Raw genomic sequence first — 17,077 nt, 5'->3', positions numbered from 1 at the left:
TACTGGCATCCAGAGATAATCAAAACAGCAAAGAATGAAAACCATCATTGCATAAATGTAATGTCCTGTGTGCCAGGAGAATAGGGTCAGACCGGCCAGCGCCATTCAGGCTCACTAAGATGCTTCGCAAAGAAGTCTGAAAGTACTTTGACTTTCAGTGGTCTGCTGCGCGAGGTGGGGGTGACAAAATAGAGCCCTCCCTGGGTCATCGACCATTCATCGAGCAGATGTATCAGACGCCCATCTTTCAGATATTCTGCGGCAATAAACTCCGGTAGTTCAGCTATCCCCTGGCCTGCAAGCAGAGGAGGGAGTAGGGCGTCAGAGTTGGTTACCCGCAGCGGGCCCTGGGGCACAATATCTTCCTTCGCACCGGAAGTATGAGTGAACCGCCATACCTGGCTCCGTGCACGATAGGCATAGCTAAAGCATTGTCGATAAGCCAGATCGCGCGGATGTTGCGGCATACCTTGGTCGGCGAGGTAAGCGGGTGAAGCCACCAGGTACTGTGTCACCGCGCATAACCTGCGTGCGACCAGCGACGAGTCTGGTAACGCTGCAATACGTAACGCGGCGTCAAAGCCCTCCGCTATCAGATCGACTGACGCATCGGACAGATGTAAATCCACACTGAGTTCCGGGAACTGGCGGATCAATTCTGGCAACAGAGGGGTAACCCAGCGTAAACCAAAGGACATGGGTACCGCTAAACGCACCTGACCGCGGGGCTGTACAGACAGTTCATGGGCTTCGCTTTCCATTTTCTCCGCCTGACGGTACATATCTGACGCGCTCTCGACCATGCTGTAGCCGAACTCTGTTAAAGCAAGCTGACGTGATGTGCGGTTAAACAGTCGACCGCCCAGTCGTTCTTCAAGTCTTGCTACAGCACGCGAAACGGTAGGAACAGAGACTCCCATCACCCTGGCGGCTGCCGCAAAAGAGCCTTCCTCTGCCACCTTCGAAAACATGGCGAGTCCTTCAAAATCGGGAAATCTGGTCATTTCAAATCTGCAATGATGAATTTCAAATCATTCTATTTTGAAATTCATCGCCCGTCGATATGCTTCTCTCATCATGACAACAGCCGCTGTTACCAAAGGTGCTGGTTTAGGTCATTAACTCATCACGGAAACACAGACATGAAAACTTACCGCATCGCTTCAACGCTCCTGGCTTCTTCACTGTTGCTGGGTGCTACCAGTATCGTTACACCGGCTTTCAGTGAAGTCCGGACCCCGCTGGTGGTTATTTCCGGACTGGATCACGCCGGGATAAACGTCCCCGATCTGGATAAAGCCATCGCATTCTTCCAGACCACTTTTGGTGCTGAACTGGAATCAGATATCGTTCCGGGAGCGATTCCTGATGCGTGGAAAACGGCCTTTAACTGGCATCAGTCCAGCGACCTCAAACGTTTTGTCATGATGCGATTACCGGATGGTACGGGAGTGGAGCTCTTCCAGTACAGCGGGGAACAAATTGGCCATGACCATCCTCATCAGGATGACGATGCGGCAACGCATATTGCGCTGAAAACGCGAGATGTAGCATCGAGTTTTAAGGCTATACAACAGGCCGGGTTGAAAACGCTGAATGAGCCTGTGACTAACGCCGATGGTACCCAGTGGTTTTACTTTCTGACGCCCTGGGGTTCGCAGATTGAGCTGGTAGGTAAAGCCAGAACCGCAAGCTGACAGGGTAGGGAGATGAAGAGAATACTCACCAAAACCCTGGTACTGACTGTACTACTGGCTGGAACGAAGAATGTATTGGCGGAGAACACAACCATGAACATCACAACGACCTCGGTCGCACCTTCAGATTTACAACAGCTCATCGATAGCCACTTCGCTATCTGGAATAACACTGATGCGTCAGAGCGGGCAAAAGCCTTTGCTGCGGTTTATATGCCCAACTTCTTCGTTGCCGACAATCATGGACTGAATGAGGGCACAGATCGCGTGAATGCCGCTATCAGTGAAGTGCAGGCGCAGCACCCCGGTTTTATCTTTACGCCAGCGCCTGTCGAGTGGAATCACGGAATGGCCCGTGTGACCTGGGGTTATGGCCCGAAAGACAATCCGTATCGGGTGCGTGGAGAAGACATCTTTACGCTCAGCGGAGACAGGTTATCGAGCGCACGTGTTTTTCTCAGTAAAGAATGACATCGCAGGGTTTAAGGGTCTTATCTTAATTATTTAATTTCAGGATGGTTACTATGAATAAAAAGCTTTCAGGCAAAATAGCGTTAGTCACCGGCGGCAGTTCTGGCATTGGCCTGGCATCAGCGAAGGAGCTGGCCGAGCAGGGTGCAAAAGTGTATATCACCGGGCGCCGTAAGGAAGAGCTGGATGCCGCGGTGGTTTTCATCGGAGCCTCGGCGACCGGTATTCGAGCGGATGCCTCTGTCCTGAGCGATCTCGATACGGTGTTTTCCACGATTGCGAGCGAATCAGGCAAACTTGATGTTGTTTTCGCGAATGCCGGTGGCGGTGACATGATGCCGTTAGGTGCTATAACGGAAGAGCACTTTGATCGTATTTTCGGCACCAACGTACGTGGTGTGCTGTTCACTGTTCAGAAGGCACTTCCGCTACTGACCCAGGGCGCTTCTATTATACTTACGGGCTCGACGGCTGCGGTTAAAGGAACAGCAAGTTTTAGCGTGTATAGCGCCAGTAAAGCCGCGGTGCGTAGCCTGGCTCGTTCCTGGGCGCTTGATCTGAAGGATCGTGGTATCCGGGTCAACGTCGTTAGCCCGGGGCCCGTTCGCACGCCCGGTCTGGGAGGCCTGGTTCCTGAAGATCATCGCCAGGGATTGTTTGACGCACTGGCTGCCGGTGTCCCGCTGGGGCGCCTGGGTGAACCGGAAGAGTTAGGTAAAACCGTGGCGTTTCTGGCATCAGACGATGCAAGTTTTATTAACGCAGCAGAAATATATGTAGACGGCGGCTTGGCTCAGATTTAATTCAGTACCGGGCAAATAACCCTCAGCTGCCAGAACTATAGCGGGCTGAACAAAATTTCCGTTTTGCAGGTCGTTCTGACACCGTTGTTGTACCTATCCGTTATTTTAATCATAGCGTCTCGCGTGAGCGAGACGCTATTGCATGCCAAATATAATCCATCCTCGCACAACATCAGCCTGCCTGGAGGGATATCCTGATGCTTTAAGGGCTACGTGGACTTAATAATAAATACAAAACCTTACACGCAGCTAATATATCTATTAAAAAAAGTCTTAATAAACTAATCTAAGAAATAGCTTAGTTATAAATTAACACAGCCGCTACTACCTCTCTGCGTATTAATGAATATGGTTACTTTATAATATAAACACCCCTGTTTTTTGTTTATTACTATGAGTAATTGTTGTTTTAATGTATCAGTATTATGTTTTATTTTAATAATTTGTTTTATCAATGGGTGCCGTTATCCGGTTTTTTATTTTTATTTGTAAGTATTTCATTTGAAGGGTGGGGTTTCTTTTACATTTAAAGAGTTTTATTTAACTTATGACGTATATCTTATTACTTATCTCTTATGTAAGATGCGCACCTCTCGTATTTGAGCTCCAAATAATATGAGACTAAAACACTAAATAAATTATATTAGGCTACTTAAATGTTAAAGAAAATTTTATTCCCCGCTTGTATTGTAATGATGACTTCTTCTGCTTTTGCTGCTGATGGTTCATTAAACTTTAAAGGTTCTTTTACTGACAGTCCATGTGAAGTTACTATCAATGGTCAACAGAATAATACTATTGATATGGGCGTCTGGAATACCGCCAATTATACCGATGCGGGTAAGATGACTGATTATGTACCCATTGAAATCACATTATCAAACTGTCCTGCCGCGACTAAAGCTAATTTCTTATTTAGCGGGGACGTGGTAACAGATAATGCAGATTACTTCTCAGTTGAAGAGCAGGAGTTAACCGATCTGGTCGGTATTGGTCTGTATACAGCACAAAGTAATAGCTCTTTGATTAAACCGAATGCACGAGATTTCAGTGTCGATTTGGATAATGGTAATACAACCACGGCAACTATTTATGCGGCCTACAATACATTTGGAAAAACAGTCCCAGGCGACGCTAATGCAAATGTAACTTTCGATATTTCATATAATTAATCAACAGAAAGCCTGTCAACTATTACACGGTTAATAGGCTTTTCTCTATACAGGCAGTCATAGAAAAATGAATAATATTGTTTTACTGATATCATTGATGTCATTTAGTATCAGTTGTTTCTCTGGCGTTCTTATAGGTGGAACCCGAGTTATTTATGATGGAATTAATAAAGAAAGCAGTATATCAATAAAAAACCCGGATAAGAAATCCTATTTAATTCAATCCTGGATCGAGGATGTTAATGGTAAAGTTCAAAATGAAATGCCATTAATTGTTACTCCACCACTATTTAAAATTGAGCCTGAAAATGGTAATGCTTTGCGAATTGTTAGCGTTGACAAGTTAAACCAAGAGCAAGAGACAGCTTTTTGGTTAAATATAAAATCGATACCAACGAGTAATCCGGATGCAAAAAATGAGCTTCATATCTCGATCAATAATCGGATTAAGATTTTTTATCGGCCAAAGTCATTAAATAAAAAAGATGCGTCATTAGCGTATGAGAAACTAAATTTCAGGCATAAGGGTAATGTACTGACGGCTAAAAACCCAACGCCATATTATGTTTCATTTGGTGAGTTAAATATTAACGGTAAGGCCATAGAAAACCCTGGGATGATTGCCCCAAACAGTGAATTAAATTGGGATGTAAAATTAAAGAAATCTGACAATAACATTAGCTGGAATGCCATAAATGATTTCGGTGGAATGACAAAGTCTCTAAGCGTAAAAACATAGCCTGAACAGTCATGTGGAAATTTAACAGTATGATTTTGTATAAAACAAATAAAAAAAACCTTGCGGTAATTTCATCGGTTTTGTCTTTGTCGATTTATAGTGGAAAAAGTTTTCCAGCTGATTATTTTAATAGTCTGGCGCTAGATAAAAGAACCAACCAATCAAATATCAATGCCGCAGATCTGTCTGTTTTTTCCACGACAAATGGCCAAATGCCTGGAAAGTATTCCGTAGATATACAGTTTAACCGGGATTCAGTTGGGTTAAAAAATGTCAGTTTTATTCTGCAAGATAATAAACTCGTACCGGAAATAACAAAAAAACAACTTATCGCATGGGGAGTAAAAACTGAATCATCAGCCAGATTTAATGCATTAGATGAAGATGCTATTATCTTGAATATCAATGAATATATTGACGATGCGGCTTATAACTTTGATTTCAATAAACTACTGCTGAACATTAGTGTTCCTCAGGCCGCTGTAGATAATAGCAAAAAAAATTATAACCCTGAATTATGGGATAATAGCATTAAATCTGCAACGCTAAACTATACCTATAGTGGCTCTAATTATCGTTTGAATAATAAAGATAATAATTCTCACTATCTTAATTTACAGAGTGGTTTGCATTTTTTCAACTGGAATATTGTTAACTATTCTACCTATAGCTACATGAATGGGGATAACAAATGGAATAATATAAATTCCTATGGACAGCGCTCCATTCCAGCTCTGAAATCTCAACTGTTAATCGGTGAGAGTTCAACGAATAACCAGCTATTTGACAGTTTTCAGTTTAGAGGCGTACAACTATATTCAGATGATGAAATGTTGCCAACTAGCATGAGAGGATTTGCTCCTGTTATTAAAGGGATTGCAAAAAGTAATGCCAAAATTATCGTAAGGCAGAATGATAATATCATTTATGAAACCTATGTATCTCCGGGAGTTTTTGAAATAAATGATCTCTATTCAACGCCTTCTAGTGGAAACTTAAATGTCACTATTGAAGAAAGCGATGGCAGTACGCAAGATTTTGTTGTCCCATTTTCTACGGTTCCCCTGCTTCAGCGAGAAGGGAATATTAGATATACATTAACCGCCGGTCAGCATAGAAAAAATAGGCAACCTAAATTTATGTCAGGCACATTTATTTATGGTCTGCCGTATAATATGACGCTGCTTAGCGGGGGAATATACTCTGAAAACTATCATTCAGGTCTGCTCGGCTTCGGCATGAACTTAGGTGATATTGGTGCTGTATCAGTGGATGCAACATTAGCATCTGCACGCTTCGAAGAAAGAGATGAAACCAGTAACGGTCAGTCTTATAAGTTACAATACTCTAAAAATATTCTTGGGAGTGGAACTTCAGTTTCAATAGCCAATTACAGATACTCTACAAGAGAATATTATAGCTTTGATGAAGTAAGCGATCCTTATGGAATAAATAATGGTTATAATAAAAAATCCAGGGCTCAGGTTACACTGAATCAAAATTTACTTGATTATGGTTCTGTATATTTATCTGCTTACAGTCAAAACTACTGGAATAAAAACGGCAGTGAAAAAAACATTATTGCCGGATATAATGGCTATGCTGGTAAGGTGTCATACGGACTAAACTATAGTTATATTAGTTCACCTAATGAAAGGTCTTCAGACCATTTGTTGGCGATGAATTTTAGTTTGCCCTTTGATGCGTTTGACTCACCGTCAAGAATAACATCATCTTTTAACACAAATAACAAAGGTGACAGTAGCCTTATGACCGGGTTGAGTGGCTCTGGTTTTGATAACGTATTAAATTATAATTTACAACAAAGCTATGAAAAGAATAATAATAATACAAGCAGTATTTCGCTTTCCCATAAAGCGCGATATGGTGTAATAAACTCCGGTTATAATTATTCCCAGAACGCATCAAGGCTATATTATGGGGTTCAGGGGGGAGCAGTTATTCATCCTGAAGGAGTTACATTATCACAGAATACCGGGGAAACAATGGGGTTAATAAAAGTTCCGGATTCTCCGAATGTTACAATCAACAACAGAACCAATCTGAAAACGGATAGTAATGGCTATGCAGTTGTTCCTTATTTGTCAGCATTCCAAAAAAACAATATTACATTAAACGTATCAACATTAGGTGACAATACCGAAATTGAGCAAAACTCAGCGACATTAATTCCAAACAGAGGGGCAGTTGCTTTTCATGAATTCAAAACCAAAATTGGCTACAGAGTATTGTTCAATATAACGAATTTGAATAATCCTATCCCTTTTGGTGCAATATCATCACTTTCTGGTGATAAAGAAATGGATGTCACTGGAATAGTAGGCCATAACGGTGAGACATATATGAGCGGAATGCCCGAAAAAGGCAAAATACAGATCAAATGGGGGGAATCTAAGGATCAACAATGCTCCGCATCCTATTCCATTAAACCTGATGATGAAATATCTGTTTATCGTAATACGTTGACCTGTATTTAATAAAAGAGAATTATAATGAAAAAATCAATCATATCATTAATATGCTCAGCATTTTTACTGTTTTCTTTATCTGATAAGGTAAATGCTTTTGCTATTGACAGAAACATAGATGTCAATAATATTACATTTTCTAATCCTCAGGATTCTGTTCCGGATTTTTCATTATTAACAGGTGAATGGGATTATGTATCACCCGCTCAGAATCAGATGTGTAACGCTACAGATGTGACGGGAGCATTTTACAACAAATCTACTCTCTCATCAGTACAAGCATCTACCGGTAACTCTATTGTTATAGACGGTATGAGCTATACCATATTTAAATCAAATGTGGATGGAATTGGTTGGATTATGGGGGTGAAAGACAGGAATGCTAAGGTCTGGACTGCATTAACAACAACAGCCTCGCAGGTATTTCCTTTTAGTGGCAGTAATCCCACATCGACAACATTGGGTGCTGAGATAAAATTTTCTTTTGTTAAAATACCGGGAAAATTGCCAGCAGGGGCACATGCTATTACGACTCAGCAGGTAGCACAGTTTAATTGTACTTTATTAACGGGGCAGGTTGAGACCGCCAGGATCACCTTGAATAGCACTACCATTAATATTGCATCTTTAGCTTGTAGAGTCACGACTGATAGTGTTGTCCCTGTTACATTGGGTTCGGTTAGTATTGCTGATCTAGCCGGAGTGAACCAAAATTTTGGTAACAAAGCTGAACAGGTTGTAGGATTAACCTGTGACAGAGGCGTCATTCCAGCCATGACCATCAGTGATACCAGTAATTACGCCAATACCACTGATGTTATAACACTCTCTCCTGATTCCACTGCTAGCGGAATTGGCGTTCAGGCATTTTATAATGGACAGGCTAAACGATTAGGGTTAGATAGCAGCTCCAAAAACAATCCTAACCAGATTATCCTTAACAATGGAAATGCAACAACTGTTGCAAATCAGAATATTAATGTTCCTTTAGCTTTTCAGTATATCCAAATAAGTGAAAATGTTATTGCAGGTAGCGCGAATGCAGCTGCATCTATTACATTCTCATACCAGTGAGAAAGATTTAATGAAAAATAAAATCATAATATTATTGTTCTTCTCCTTCTCCCCATTCATTGCCTGGGGAGCAGATGTATCATTTATTATAACAGGAGAGATAATAAACCCTCCCTGTAACACTACTATTATAAACAATGACTCTGCGGTTAATATGGGGACGTATTCAACCTCGGCTATAAAGCCTGGTGATAAAACAGATTTAATAAAATTTAATATAGGTTTATCTAATTGCCCGAATAGTCTTGATAATATTCAGTTTACATTTAATGGGAAATCAATGAATGTGAATAATGATTATTTCTCTTTAGATCCTGACGGTGCAACAAATGTCGGCATTGTTTTATATGAAGAGGATAAAACAACATTGATAGCACCGAATATAAAAACAGCAGGAAAATCCATCTCAAAAAACATCAGTAATATTTTTACTTTTTATGCTGCCTATATAGCGACAGGCGCGGTAACTGAGGGAAATGCTAATGCAACGTTAGATATTGATATCAGTTATAACTAACCTACGACTCTGTTTAATATTTTAGTTTTATCACTACTTTCCTTTTAGTCGATTTTTGGGTTTGATGCGCTTGTTCAGCGACAGGCCACAGTAAACCCGGTAACCCCTTTTGTGGCTGAAGCGGAGCCTTTGACGTTGCGAAGGGACAAAAAGGCCAAATCCGCGGTTGCGTTGACTGTCAGTGATACAGAGAGGCCACAGACGGCAATGGCCTCCTTTTCTTCTTTCTGCTCTTTCAGACGGGTCATAGTGGACGCATCTATCCCACCAAAACGTAAATGCTACTTATAAAAAAGGTGTTGCTCACGCCATGCTCAGGGTACAGTCCAGTCACAGGCGTTCCGGCTCGGCTAGAATTGAAGCGAGCCATATTCGAGCAATTTTTGTCCTGTATAATATTTATTAATAAATAAACTTTAGTTTTTCTAAGAATTATTGTTCCTGATAATTATAGTCGGATAATAACCCTTTATCCGAAAAATCAAGTGATAGATGCTGCTTTCTATCATTAGATACAGGAACGATTATATACAATCCATGATCAATGATTTCTGATGTATATACCCATTTGTTTTCTGCATTGTAGTTGGTGGTATTTTCTGGAGGACCAAATACTATAAGTACATCTTTCCGTGTAGTAACGTTAAGAATTAGTTTGTTTTTGATTTCTGTCTCTGAATATTCACTTAATCTACTTGCTTTTGTTTTATCGATGGATACGCAAGAGGATAATAGAACACATGTAAGTAAGGTTATACCTTTGAGTACTGCTTTCATTTCGCGATACTCCTTTCGATATAAATATCATTATGTTTGTCATATACAATTTCTTTTAGATAAAGAACACAGTATCCTGTTTTATCCGTGTAACTTATACGTGCTTCATAAATTTTTTGTTTTTCAGGAACCAGTATGGTCTTGACTACGCAAAGGTCAGTTGAGTTATAAATTAATATGACTGTATCTGGCTTCAAATAAGTTTCGAAATATTTTTCTTCGTACACCTTACCTGTTACTTTAGGTAGTCCAATATCTCTGGTTGGACCATCAGTGAAAAGATAAGAAAGCTCGCGTTTTTCTACCCAACCGCCCGTTTTATGTCCAGAACTGTTGATGCTATATATAGCATACGATATTGGTGCGCCAATAAGACGAATCTTTGCAATCTCAGAATCAACTACAGGGGGAGTATAATATTCTGGCTTAGGTGGCGAAAAGGAAGTATTACATCCAGTAAGGACTAAAGGTGTTAACAATACACTAACATACAGAAAAGATTTCATATAACGTCCTGTCATGTTTTAAATCGAGTGAGTATGATTCAAATAAATAATAGGTAATTATTAAAATACATTAATTTACATAAGCTAACAAAAAACACATTTAGATACAAGGGTGGCTGAGCCTATACGCTACACTTTTGCCATCCTACAGTTCTGTGTCACATGACTTTTATGAATGATGGAGTATCTACTATCAGAGTGATGTTTGGCCTGCTGGTACGTCGCTTCAGGAGCCTTAATAGAATGATGAATAACGCCGAATGTTTGCTGGTGGCCGCAACGTAGCTGATTTAGCAAGGTGCGGATATTGAGGAAGGTCAATATCGGAAGATCTCTAAATGCCAGACTCATTAAAATGATATTTTTAATCTGGCATCAGAGTTTGTAGAAAAAATCACGCTATCAACAAATCGTCATAATGTGTGATTATTTTATGAACGATTCCATAATCAATCGCTTCATTTGGCGACATCCAGTAATTACGGTCTGTGTCTTTTTTTACTTTCTCAAGAGGTTGTCCGGTTGCCTCTGATATAAGTTTATTTATACGATCGTGCATTCTAATAATTTCTTTAGCTTCAATTTCAATATCTGAAGCAGGTCCTCTTACTCCGCCCATTGGCTGGTGAATCATAAATCTGGTATTGGGTAAGGAGTAACGGTGCTCTTTTTTAGCGGCTAAGAAAATGGTAATACCTGCGCTCGCCACCCAGCCGGTACCAATTATATGCACATCAGGTTTTATATACTTAATAAAATCATGAATGGTATCGCCAGCTTCAACATGACCGCCCTGGCTGTTGATATACAGGCGAATAGGATCATTACTAATACTTTGTAAAAGTATTAACTGACTAACGACTTTTTCAGCTAAACTTTGGTTGATTTCTCCCGAAATAATTATCGAACGCGAAGAAAGTAGTTTATTTTGCAAAAAAGCTGTGCCGTGCGATTCTGTGGTTTCTTTATCTTCTTCTACATCTTTATCATTCACAGGCATTTAAATTCCTCCGATTGACTGAATTAATATCATCATATTTAATGAAGATGGCTTTATGGTTATATCATATGAGTTAATTTCTTCCAGCTTTATGTTGACGTACTAAAGCGATTGTAAGATGTACTATATTGAGTGTTTGTATTAATAGAGTATAGATTGGAAATAAAACGTTGCCAGTTGTTGTTAAGGCAGGCTCTAATTTACCAGCCGGTTTACCCGTAAAAGGGCATAGGTAGCTTTGAATGTTTCTTATGGGACGTGATTAGATAGACGGGAAGGATAGGTGATTGATACAAAGCAAAAAACCAGACGTCATCAGACATCTGGTTTCTTAAATTTGGCTCCTCTGACTGGACTCGAACCAGTGACATACGGATTAACAGTCCGCCGTTCTACCGACTGAACTACAGAGGAATCGTGTGAACGAGGCGAATATTAGCGAGGGGCGGGGAGCTTGTCAAAGGCTGTTTTCATGAATGAAGTTCGACTGCCGATTTATCCAGCAAATTTGTTAAAAAAGCCGCATTTTATGCGACTTTTTATGGTGATACTGTTTCTTTACCGGCAGTGATTATCTGAACGGCGGCTCATTGAAGGTGCGTAATTTGCGGGAATGCAGCTTATCTCCTTCAGCACGCAGTAAGTCGATGGCTCGAATACCGATTTGCAGATGCTCCGAAATAGCACCCTCATAAAAGCGGTTTGCCTGGCCCGGGAGTTTGATTTCCCCGTGCAGGGGCTTGTCCGAGACGCACAGCAAGGTGCCGTAAGGAACCCGGAAGCGATAACCTTGCGCTGCGATAGTGGCGCTTTCCATATCAATGGCCACCGCCCGGCTCAGGTTAAAACGCAGTGCGCTGGCTGAGTAGCGTAACTCCCAGTTACGGTCATCGGTGGTCACGACCGTACCGGTACGCAGCCGTTGTTTAACCTCTTCCCCAGGCATGCCGCTGACCTGTTTAGTGGCGTCATAAAGCGCGCGCTGAACTTCGGCAATGCTCGGGATAGGAATATCTGGCGGCAGAACGGCATCAAGTACGTGGTCATCGCGTAAATAAGCATGGGCCAGAACATAGTCACCAATCTGCTGGCTTTCCCGCAGACCGCCGCAGTGGCCTATCATCATCCAGGCATTAGGACGTAATACCGCCAGATGATCGCAAATCGTTTTGGCGTTTGACGGCCCGACGCCAATATTAATGAGTGTAATCCCGCTACCATCAGTGTTGATCAGGTGCCAGGCAGGCATCTGGTGCTTCTTCCAGGCGAGATCTGAGATAGCCTCTTCCGGAGACTCGGTTTCCGAAGTCAGTAAGATATTACCCGCGCAGGAGAGGGCAATATATGGACTCTCGGGGTCATTGATTTGTTCGCAACCCCAGCGCACAAACTCATCCACATAGCGACTGTAGTTGGTGAACAGCACAAATGACTGGAAGTGCTCGATAGGCGTACCGGTGTAATGACGTAAGCGGGCCAGTGAGAAGTCGACTCTGCGCGCATCAAAATGCGACAGGGGCCACTCTTCGGTCGAGTGGAACAGTCCATCCGCATTTTCATCACCAATTTGTGCCAGATCGGTGCTGGGGAAATGATGGGTCAGACCTGCACTCATAGTACGGTCAAGGTTCAAACCATCAATCACATAGGGATAAGGTATTTCATGCAGCGACGGTTCAACGTGGATCTGAATACCGTAATCCTGATGTAACAGCTCGAGCTGCTCGCCCAGATAAGAGCGGAATAACTCCGGATGCGTGATGGTGGTGGCGTAGCTGCCCGGGTGCGTAAAACGGGCATAAGCGCGGGTTTTATTGCTACTGCGGGGAATACCGTCCCAGCTGACGCGTAATTGCGGATAAACAAATAACCCTTCAATACGGGCATCAACGTCAGGCAGGGTGCCATTTTGGGTATAGTCCGCAATGGCGCTGCGCAGAGCAGAAACTGAATTATTATAGAGAGCTTCAAGCTTATCGAGTGCCTGAGTGGGTGTCAGGCCGACCTGTGTGATGTTATTACTCATTCTTTCTCCATGTCACTAACTCTGTACTCGTCATACTTCGCGTTATCTGTGTGTTACTTTCCTGTCACTGTACTATAGCAGGCAGGGTACTCAGTGCTGTTTCACAGCGATTTTTTACGGCTTCATGTAATAAACGTACCGCTGGCGAGAGCTGCTGTCGGTGCGGGCAGATTAAATTAAGTGGTAAATCATCTCCCTGATATTGTGGCAGTAAAACCTGTAAATCACCGGCCTCGACATCCTCGCTGACATCAATCCATGATTTGTAGGCGATACCTTCGCCTTTAATCGCCAGGCGGCGAATCACTTCGGCATCGTTACTGGTTACTGTACCTTTCACCGCCACTTGATACTGTTCGTTATGGCGACGGAAAGTCCAGTTATCATAGGTCCGCCCCTGTAAGGTATAGGTCAGGGCATTATGTTGTTTAAGCTGCTCTGGCGTCTGCGGTGTGCCAGTCCGGGATAAATACTCGGCTGATGCCACCAGCACCCGGCGATTACTGGCCGCCAGCGGGAGCGCAACATAGGAGGCATCATGGGTGTTACCGTAGCGAAAAGCGATATCCACCGGGTCTTTAAAGACATCGCTCACTTGGTCTGAGAATAATATTTTTAATTGTAGCGCCGGGTGTTGCTGACGAAATACATGAAACACTTCCAGCAGCAGATGACGGCCTAAATCGGAAGGGACGGCAATTTGTAGCAAGCCGCTGATTTCATCGCCAGATGGCTTGATCTGCCGATATCCCGCCTCGAGGGTTTCCAGAACCGAAATAGCGTAGGGCAGCCAGCTTTCGCCTTCCTGCGTCAGGCGCAGATGACGAGTGGAGCGGGCAAATAAACGAGTCTGTAAATTCTCTTCCAGCCGTTTGATTGCGGTACTGACCTGGCCCGGCTGAATGCCTGCCTCACGCGCGGTGGCGCTAAAACTTCCTAATGCGGCCGCTCTGGCAAATAGCTGGAGGTCTTCAAATCTGAGCATTTATCCTCCCTGAGTATAAGTGTTATCGGTTGGCGGTAGTTTTCGGACAGCACGCCTGCCTGTATTCTATGGTCATTGACCTGTTTTCTGACAGCACGGAATAAATGCGCTGCCAGACGAATCATTTTGTTTGCTTGAACCCTTTAAGGACACCAGCATGACCATTATTGATGTTGCTAACTCGCGCTACACCACCAAGGTTTTCGATAACAGCAAGAAAATCCCCGCTGAGCAAGTTGAAAAGGTGAAGCAATTATTACGCTTAAGCCCGTCCAGTACCAACTTACAGCCATGGCATTTTATCCTGGCAGGTACTGATGAAGGTAAAGCGCGTATCGCCAGGGCGACTTCAGGTGCCTATAGCTTTAACGAACCTAAAGTCCTTAATGCTTCTCATGTCGTGGTATTTTGCGCCAAAACGACGCTCGATGAAGAGTATCTGAATGTTGTGTTACAGCAAGAGCAGTCCGATCATCGTTTTGTGAACGATGAAGTGATGGCAGGTCAGCATAAAGGCCGTAGCTTCTTCGCCAATATGCATCGTTTTGATTATAAAGATGCGCAGCACTGGATGGAAAAGCAAGTTTATCTCAATGTGGGTAACTTCCTGCTGGGTGTTGCATCACTGGGGATCGATGCGGTTCCGATTGAAGGCTTCGATGCGCGAATTCTGGATAGCGAATTTGGCTTACGCGAAAAAGGGTTTACCAGCGTTGTCATTGTGGCTATCGGCTATCGCAGTGAAAATGACTTTAATGCCGCGTTACCAAAATCACGCTTACCTCTGAGTATCACTTTGAGCGAAATTTAACCGCACCCGCCAGTCAGAAACGACTAAGTAACTGACTGGCATAAAGGTCTTACGCTGTTATCCCTTCATATCTATCTCTCTCATTTCCCTGCAATTAATCCTGTCTTTAGCCGTTTATTTCCTCTTGATTGATTAAATCTCAGGTTATTAAATTGAATGCTTGAAAATGAGAATGTTAATTATTACTATTTTCATTAACATCATTTTCTCTTGACTCATTATCAGGTCAGTTAACCTGGCGGGGTAGGGTCTGTGCTTCTGGGTATTCATTCAATGACGTATCGTGAGTTCGCGGCAGGCCAGAACCCGGCACATTGCTGCTCAGCTACTTTGGCTTTTGAGTTAACTATCATTGAGGCTGAGTGATGCGGGATATCAAATCACTTTTTGTCTCTCATGCCCGGGAAATCGAACGTTTTCTGCGACGACAGGGACACAATGCTGATGCGGCTTCCGATCTGACTCAGGATGTATTTGTCCGGGTCTTGTCTTCATCTTCAGCTGAGAACTCAGTTAATCCCCGAGCCTATCTATTTCAGGTCGCGCGAAATCTGTCGGTTGATTTCTATCGTCGCGATCGCTGTCTGGGTAAACCGGAGCCTATTAATGATGAGGATCTCAACGCCGTGGAAGGGACGCCGGGGCCGCATCGCATTGTAAACGGTCAGCAAAGACTGGAGATCGTAAACCAGGCTCTGGCGCAGCTGCCTTCAGAAACCCGGCGGGCATTTGAGCTCCACCGTATGGGTAATATGACGCTGAATGCCGTGGCAGAGGAGATGGATATCACTGTCTCCCGCTGCTGGACATTAATCCGTCAGGCTTATAGTCACTTGCGCGAGAGTCTGGGTGATGATTAAGCAGCATGAATTTTCAGGCTATGGTAGGGTGAGAAAAATTATTACAAGTGGTAGTTTTACAGGACGTTATCATCCATGACCGAAGACAAACCACAGGACGACGCGCTATTTCAGCAAGCCGTCGACTTGATGATCCTCTGGCAGACCGGGCAACATGACCCGGCGGTTATTGCGGCGGTTGAACAGTGGAAAAGTCAGAGCCCGCAGCATGCCGCAATGTGGGCGGAGATACTGGATATTCATCAGCTCGCCGGTGAAGCACTGGCATCCCCTGCGCCACTATCATTGGTATCAACTCAAGTCACCCCGCTTGCGTCACGCAGATTCTCTCGTCGCCAGATCCTCTGGGGCAGTGCCGCGGCGCTTGCGGCCGTGGGTGTCAGTACTGCTTTTGGGCCTCAGCTTCTGTTAAAGGCGGGGGCGGATTTTACCACCACTACCGCACAGACCCGGGAAATTCCGTTTGGAACGGGGACCCGTATTCTGCTCGGGCCGGATAGCGCAATAAATTGCCGGGTGACCGAACAGGAACGGCAGGTCGAACTGCTGACGGGGCTGGCTTATTTTGAGGTCTCTCCAGATAACGCTTTACCACTCAGGATTAATGCCGGAGAACTTAATATCCGGACCACCGGTGGGCGGTTTGATATCAGTCGTGATGCCGATTTTATTCGTACTCAGGCGGGGGCGGGTAGTCTCGAGGTTGCGCGTACAGAAACGCGCTATGACAGCTTAACGGCGGGCGACTGGTTGAAACTGAATCTCCGGAATGATGAGATTACTCGGGGCCAGAGTGATACCGGGCAAGTCGCGGCATGGCGCGACGGAATGGTGGTGGCGGATAACGAGCCTCTCGAAGCGGTGATATCCCGGATTGCGCGCTGGCAGCCAGGCAAAGTGTTGATTACCAGTTCCCAGCTTGCCGCCCAGCGTGTTAACGGGCTTTATCATCTGAATAACCCTCTTGATGCTCTGAAAGCCGCTGTACGTCCCTATGGTGGAAACGTCCATCAATTGTCCCCGTGGTTGACGGTAATTACCGCCGCATAAAATATTTTTCTTTTTTCGCAAAAAATTTTCCCCCTTGTTCGTCTTAATACGCAGATGTGGCATTCAGGTCAGAATTAACTGGCCTGACACCTGCGAATAA

The 17,077-nt window shown here is 43.6% G+C and carries 17 protein-coding genes and 1 tRNA gene; 11 read left to right on the top strand and 7 right to left on the bottom strand.

Features of this window, described 5'->3' with window-relative positions:
- Positions 1-86 precede the first annotated feature (86 nt).
- Entirely contained in the window at positions 87-971 is an 885-nt protein-coding gene (locus tag M2387_RS04930; protein WP_259047548.1) for a LysR family transcriptional regulator, read from the bottom strand.
- 171 nt (positions 972-1,142) lie between these two features.
- Here M2387_RS04930 and M2387_RS04925 point away from each other — a divergent pair, with 171 nt between their 5' ends.
- From M2387_RS04925 to M2387_RS04890, 8 genes are all read left to right on the top strand, one after another.
- Positions 1,143-1,697 carry a VOC family protein gene (locus M2387_RS04925; protein ID WP_259047547.1) on the top strand — a complete coding sequence of 185 codons (555 nt, stop codon included), beginning with the start codon at positions 1,143-1,145 and terminating at the stop codon, positions 1,695-1,697.
- A 12-nt stretch (positions 1,698-1,709) separates the two neighbouring features.
- Positions 1,710-2,168, top strand: coding sequence for a nuclear transport factor 2 family protein (locus tag M2387_RS04920; protein ID WP_259047545.1), 459 nt, complete (start codon positions 1,710-1,712; stop codon positions 2,166-2,168).
- A 53-nt stretch (positions 2,169-2,221) separates the two neighbouring features.
- Positions 2,222-2,971, top strand: a complete 750-nt coding sequence (locus tag M2387_RS04915; RefSeq protein WP_259047544.1) for an SDR family NAD(P)-dependent oxidoreductase — start codon at positions 2,222-2,224, stop codon at positions 2,969-2,971.
- A gap of 656 nt (positions 2,972-3,627) precedes the next feature.
- On the top strand, positions 3,628-4,143 hold the full coding sequence (locus M2387_RS04910; RefSeq protein ID WP_259047543.1) for a fimbrial protein: 516 nt from the start codon (positions 3,628-3,630) through the stop codon (positions 4,141-4,143).
- 67 nt (positions 4,144-4,210) lie between these two features.
- Positions 4,211-4,882 carry a fimbrial biogenesis chaperone gene (locus tag M2387_RS04905; protein ID WP_259047542.1) on the top strand — a complete coding sequence of 224 codons (672 nt, stop codon included), beginning with the start codon at positions 4,211-4,213 and terminating at the stop codon, positions 4,880-4,882.
- Between the two features lie 29 nt (positions 4,883-4,911).
- Positions 4,912-7,380 (top strand): fimbria/pilus outer membrane usher protein, encoded by a 2,469-nt coding sequence (locus M2387_RS04900; protein ID WP_259047540.1) that lies wholly within the window; start codon positions 4,912-4,914, stop codon positions 7,378-7,380.
- A gap of 15 nt (positions 7,381-7,395) precedes the next feature.
- Positions 7,396-8,445, top strand: coding sequence for a fimbrial protein (locus tag M2387_RS04895; protein WP_259047539.1), 1,050 nt, complete (start codon positions 7,396-7,398; stop codon positions 8,443-8,445).
- 10 nt (positions 8,446-8,455) lie between these two features.
- Positions 8,456-8,962 carry a fimbrial protein gene (locus tag M2387_RS04890; protein WP_259047538.1) on the top strand — a complete coding sequence of 169 codons (507 nt, stop codon included), beginning with the start codon at positions 8,456-8,458 and terminating at the stop codon, positions 8,960-8,962.
- 432 nt (positions 8,963-9,394) lie between these two features.
- Here the strand turns inward: M2387_RS04890 and M2387_RS04885 are convergent, their stop codons facing one another.
- From M2387_RS04885 to M2387_RS04860, 6 genes are all read right to left on the bottom strand, one after another.
- Positions 9,395-9,739, bottom strand: a complete 345-nt coding sequence (locus tag M2387_RS04885) for a hypothetical protein (protein ID WP_259047537.1) — start codon at positions 9,737-9,739, stop codon at positions 9,395-9,397.
- Positions 9,736-10,245 carry a hypothetical protein gene (locus M2387_RS04880; RefSeq protein ID WP_259047536.1) on the bottom strand — a complete coding sequence of 170 codons (510 nt, stop codon included), beginning with the start codon at positions 10,243-10,245 and terminating at the stop codon, positions 9,736-9,738. The genes M2387_RS04885 and M2387_RS04880 overlap by 4 nt, the downstream gene beginning before the upstream one ends.
- A gap of 394 nt (positions 10,246-10,639) precedes the next feature.
- Positions 10,640-11,245, bottom strand: coding sequence for an ATP-dependent Clp protease proteolytic subunit (locus M2387_RS04875; RefSeq protein WP_259047535.1), 606 nt, complete (start codon positions 11,243-11,245; stop codon positions 10,640-10,642).
- Between the two features lie 338 nt (positions 11,246-11,583).
- Positions 11,584-11,659: transfer RNA gene (locus M2387_RS04870), tRNA-Asn, on the bottom strand.
- A gap of 157 nt (positions 11,660-11,816) precedes the next feature.
- Positions 11,817-13,271, bottom strand: a complete 1,455-nt coding sequence (locus M2387_RS04865) for an AMP nucleosidase (protein WP_259047534.1) — start codon at positions 13,269-13,271, stop codon at positions 11,817-11,819.
- Positions 13,272-13,335: 64 nt separating this feature from the next.
- Entirely contained in the window at positions 13,336-14,256 is a 921-nt protein-coding gene (locus M2387_RS04860; RefSeq protein WP_259047533.1) for a LysR family transcriptional regulator, read from the bottom strand.
- Between the two features lie 157 nt (positions 14,257-14,413).
- Here M2387_RS04860 and nfsB point away from each other — a divergent pair, with 157 nt between their 5' ends.
- The 3 genes from nfsB (at position 14,414) to M2387_RS04845 (ending at position 16,977) form a co-directional block, all read left to right on the top strand.
- Positions 14,414-15,067 (top strand): oxygen-insensitive NAD(P)H nitroreductase, encoded by a 654-nt coding sequence (gene nfsB / locus M2387_RS04855; RefSeq protein ID WP_259047532.1) that lies wholly within the window; start codon positions 14,414-14,416, stop codon positions 15,065-15,067.
- A gap of 365 nt (positions 15,068-15,432) precedes the next feature.
- On the top strand, positions 15,433-15,927 hold the full coding sequence (locus tag M2387_RS04850; RefSeq protein WP_259047531.1) for an RNA polymerase sigma factor: 495 nt from the start codon (positions 15,433-15,435) through the stop codon (positions 15,925-15,927).
- A 75-nt stretch (positions 15,928-16,002) separates the two neighbouring features.
- On the top strand, positions 16,003-16,977 hold the full coding sequence (locus M2387_RS04845) for a FecR family protein (protein ID WP_259047529.1): 975 nt from the start codon (positions 16,003-16,005) through the stop codon (positions 16,975-16,977).
- The last annotated feature ends 100 nt before the right edge of the window (positions 16,978-17,077 follow it).

The sequence above is a fragment of the Klebsiella sp. BIGb0407 genome (assembly GCF_024807845.1).
GTDB lineage: Bacteria > Pseudomonadota > Gammaproteobacteria > Enterobacterales > Enterobacteriaceae > JGM124.
Note: the sequence above shows the minus strand (reverse complement) of the source record. Positions and strands in the feature narration are given on the sequence as shown.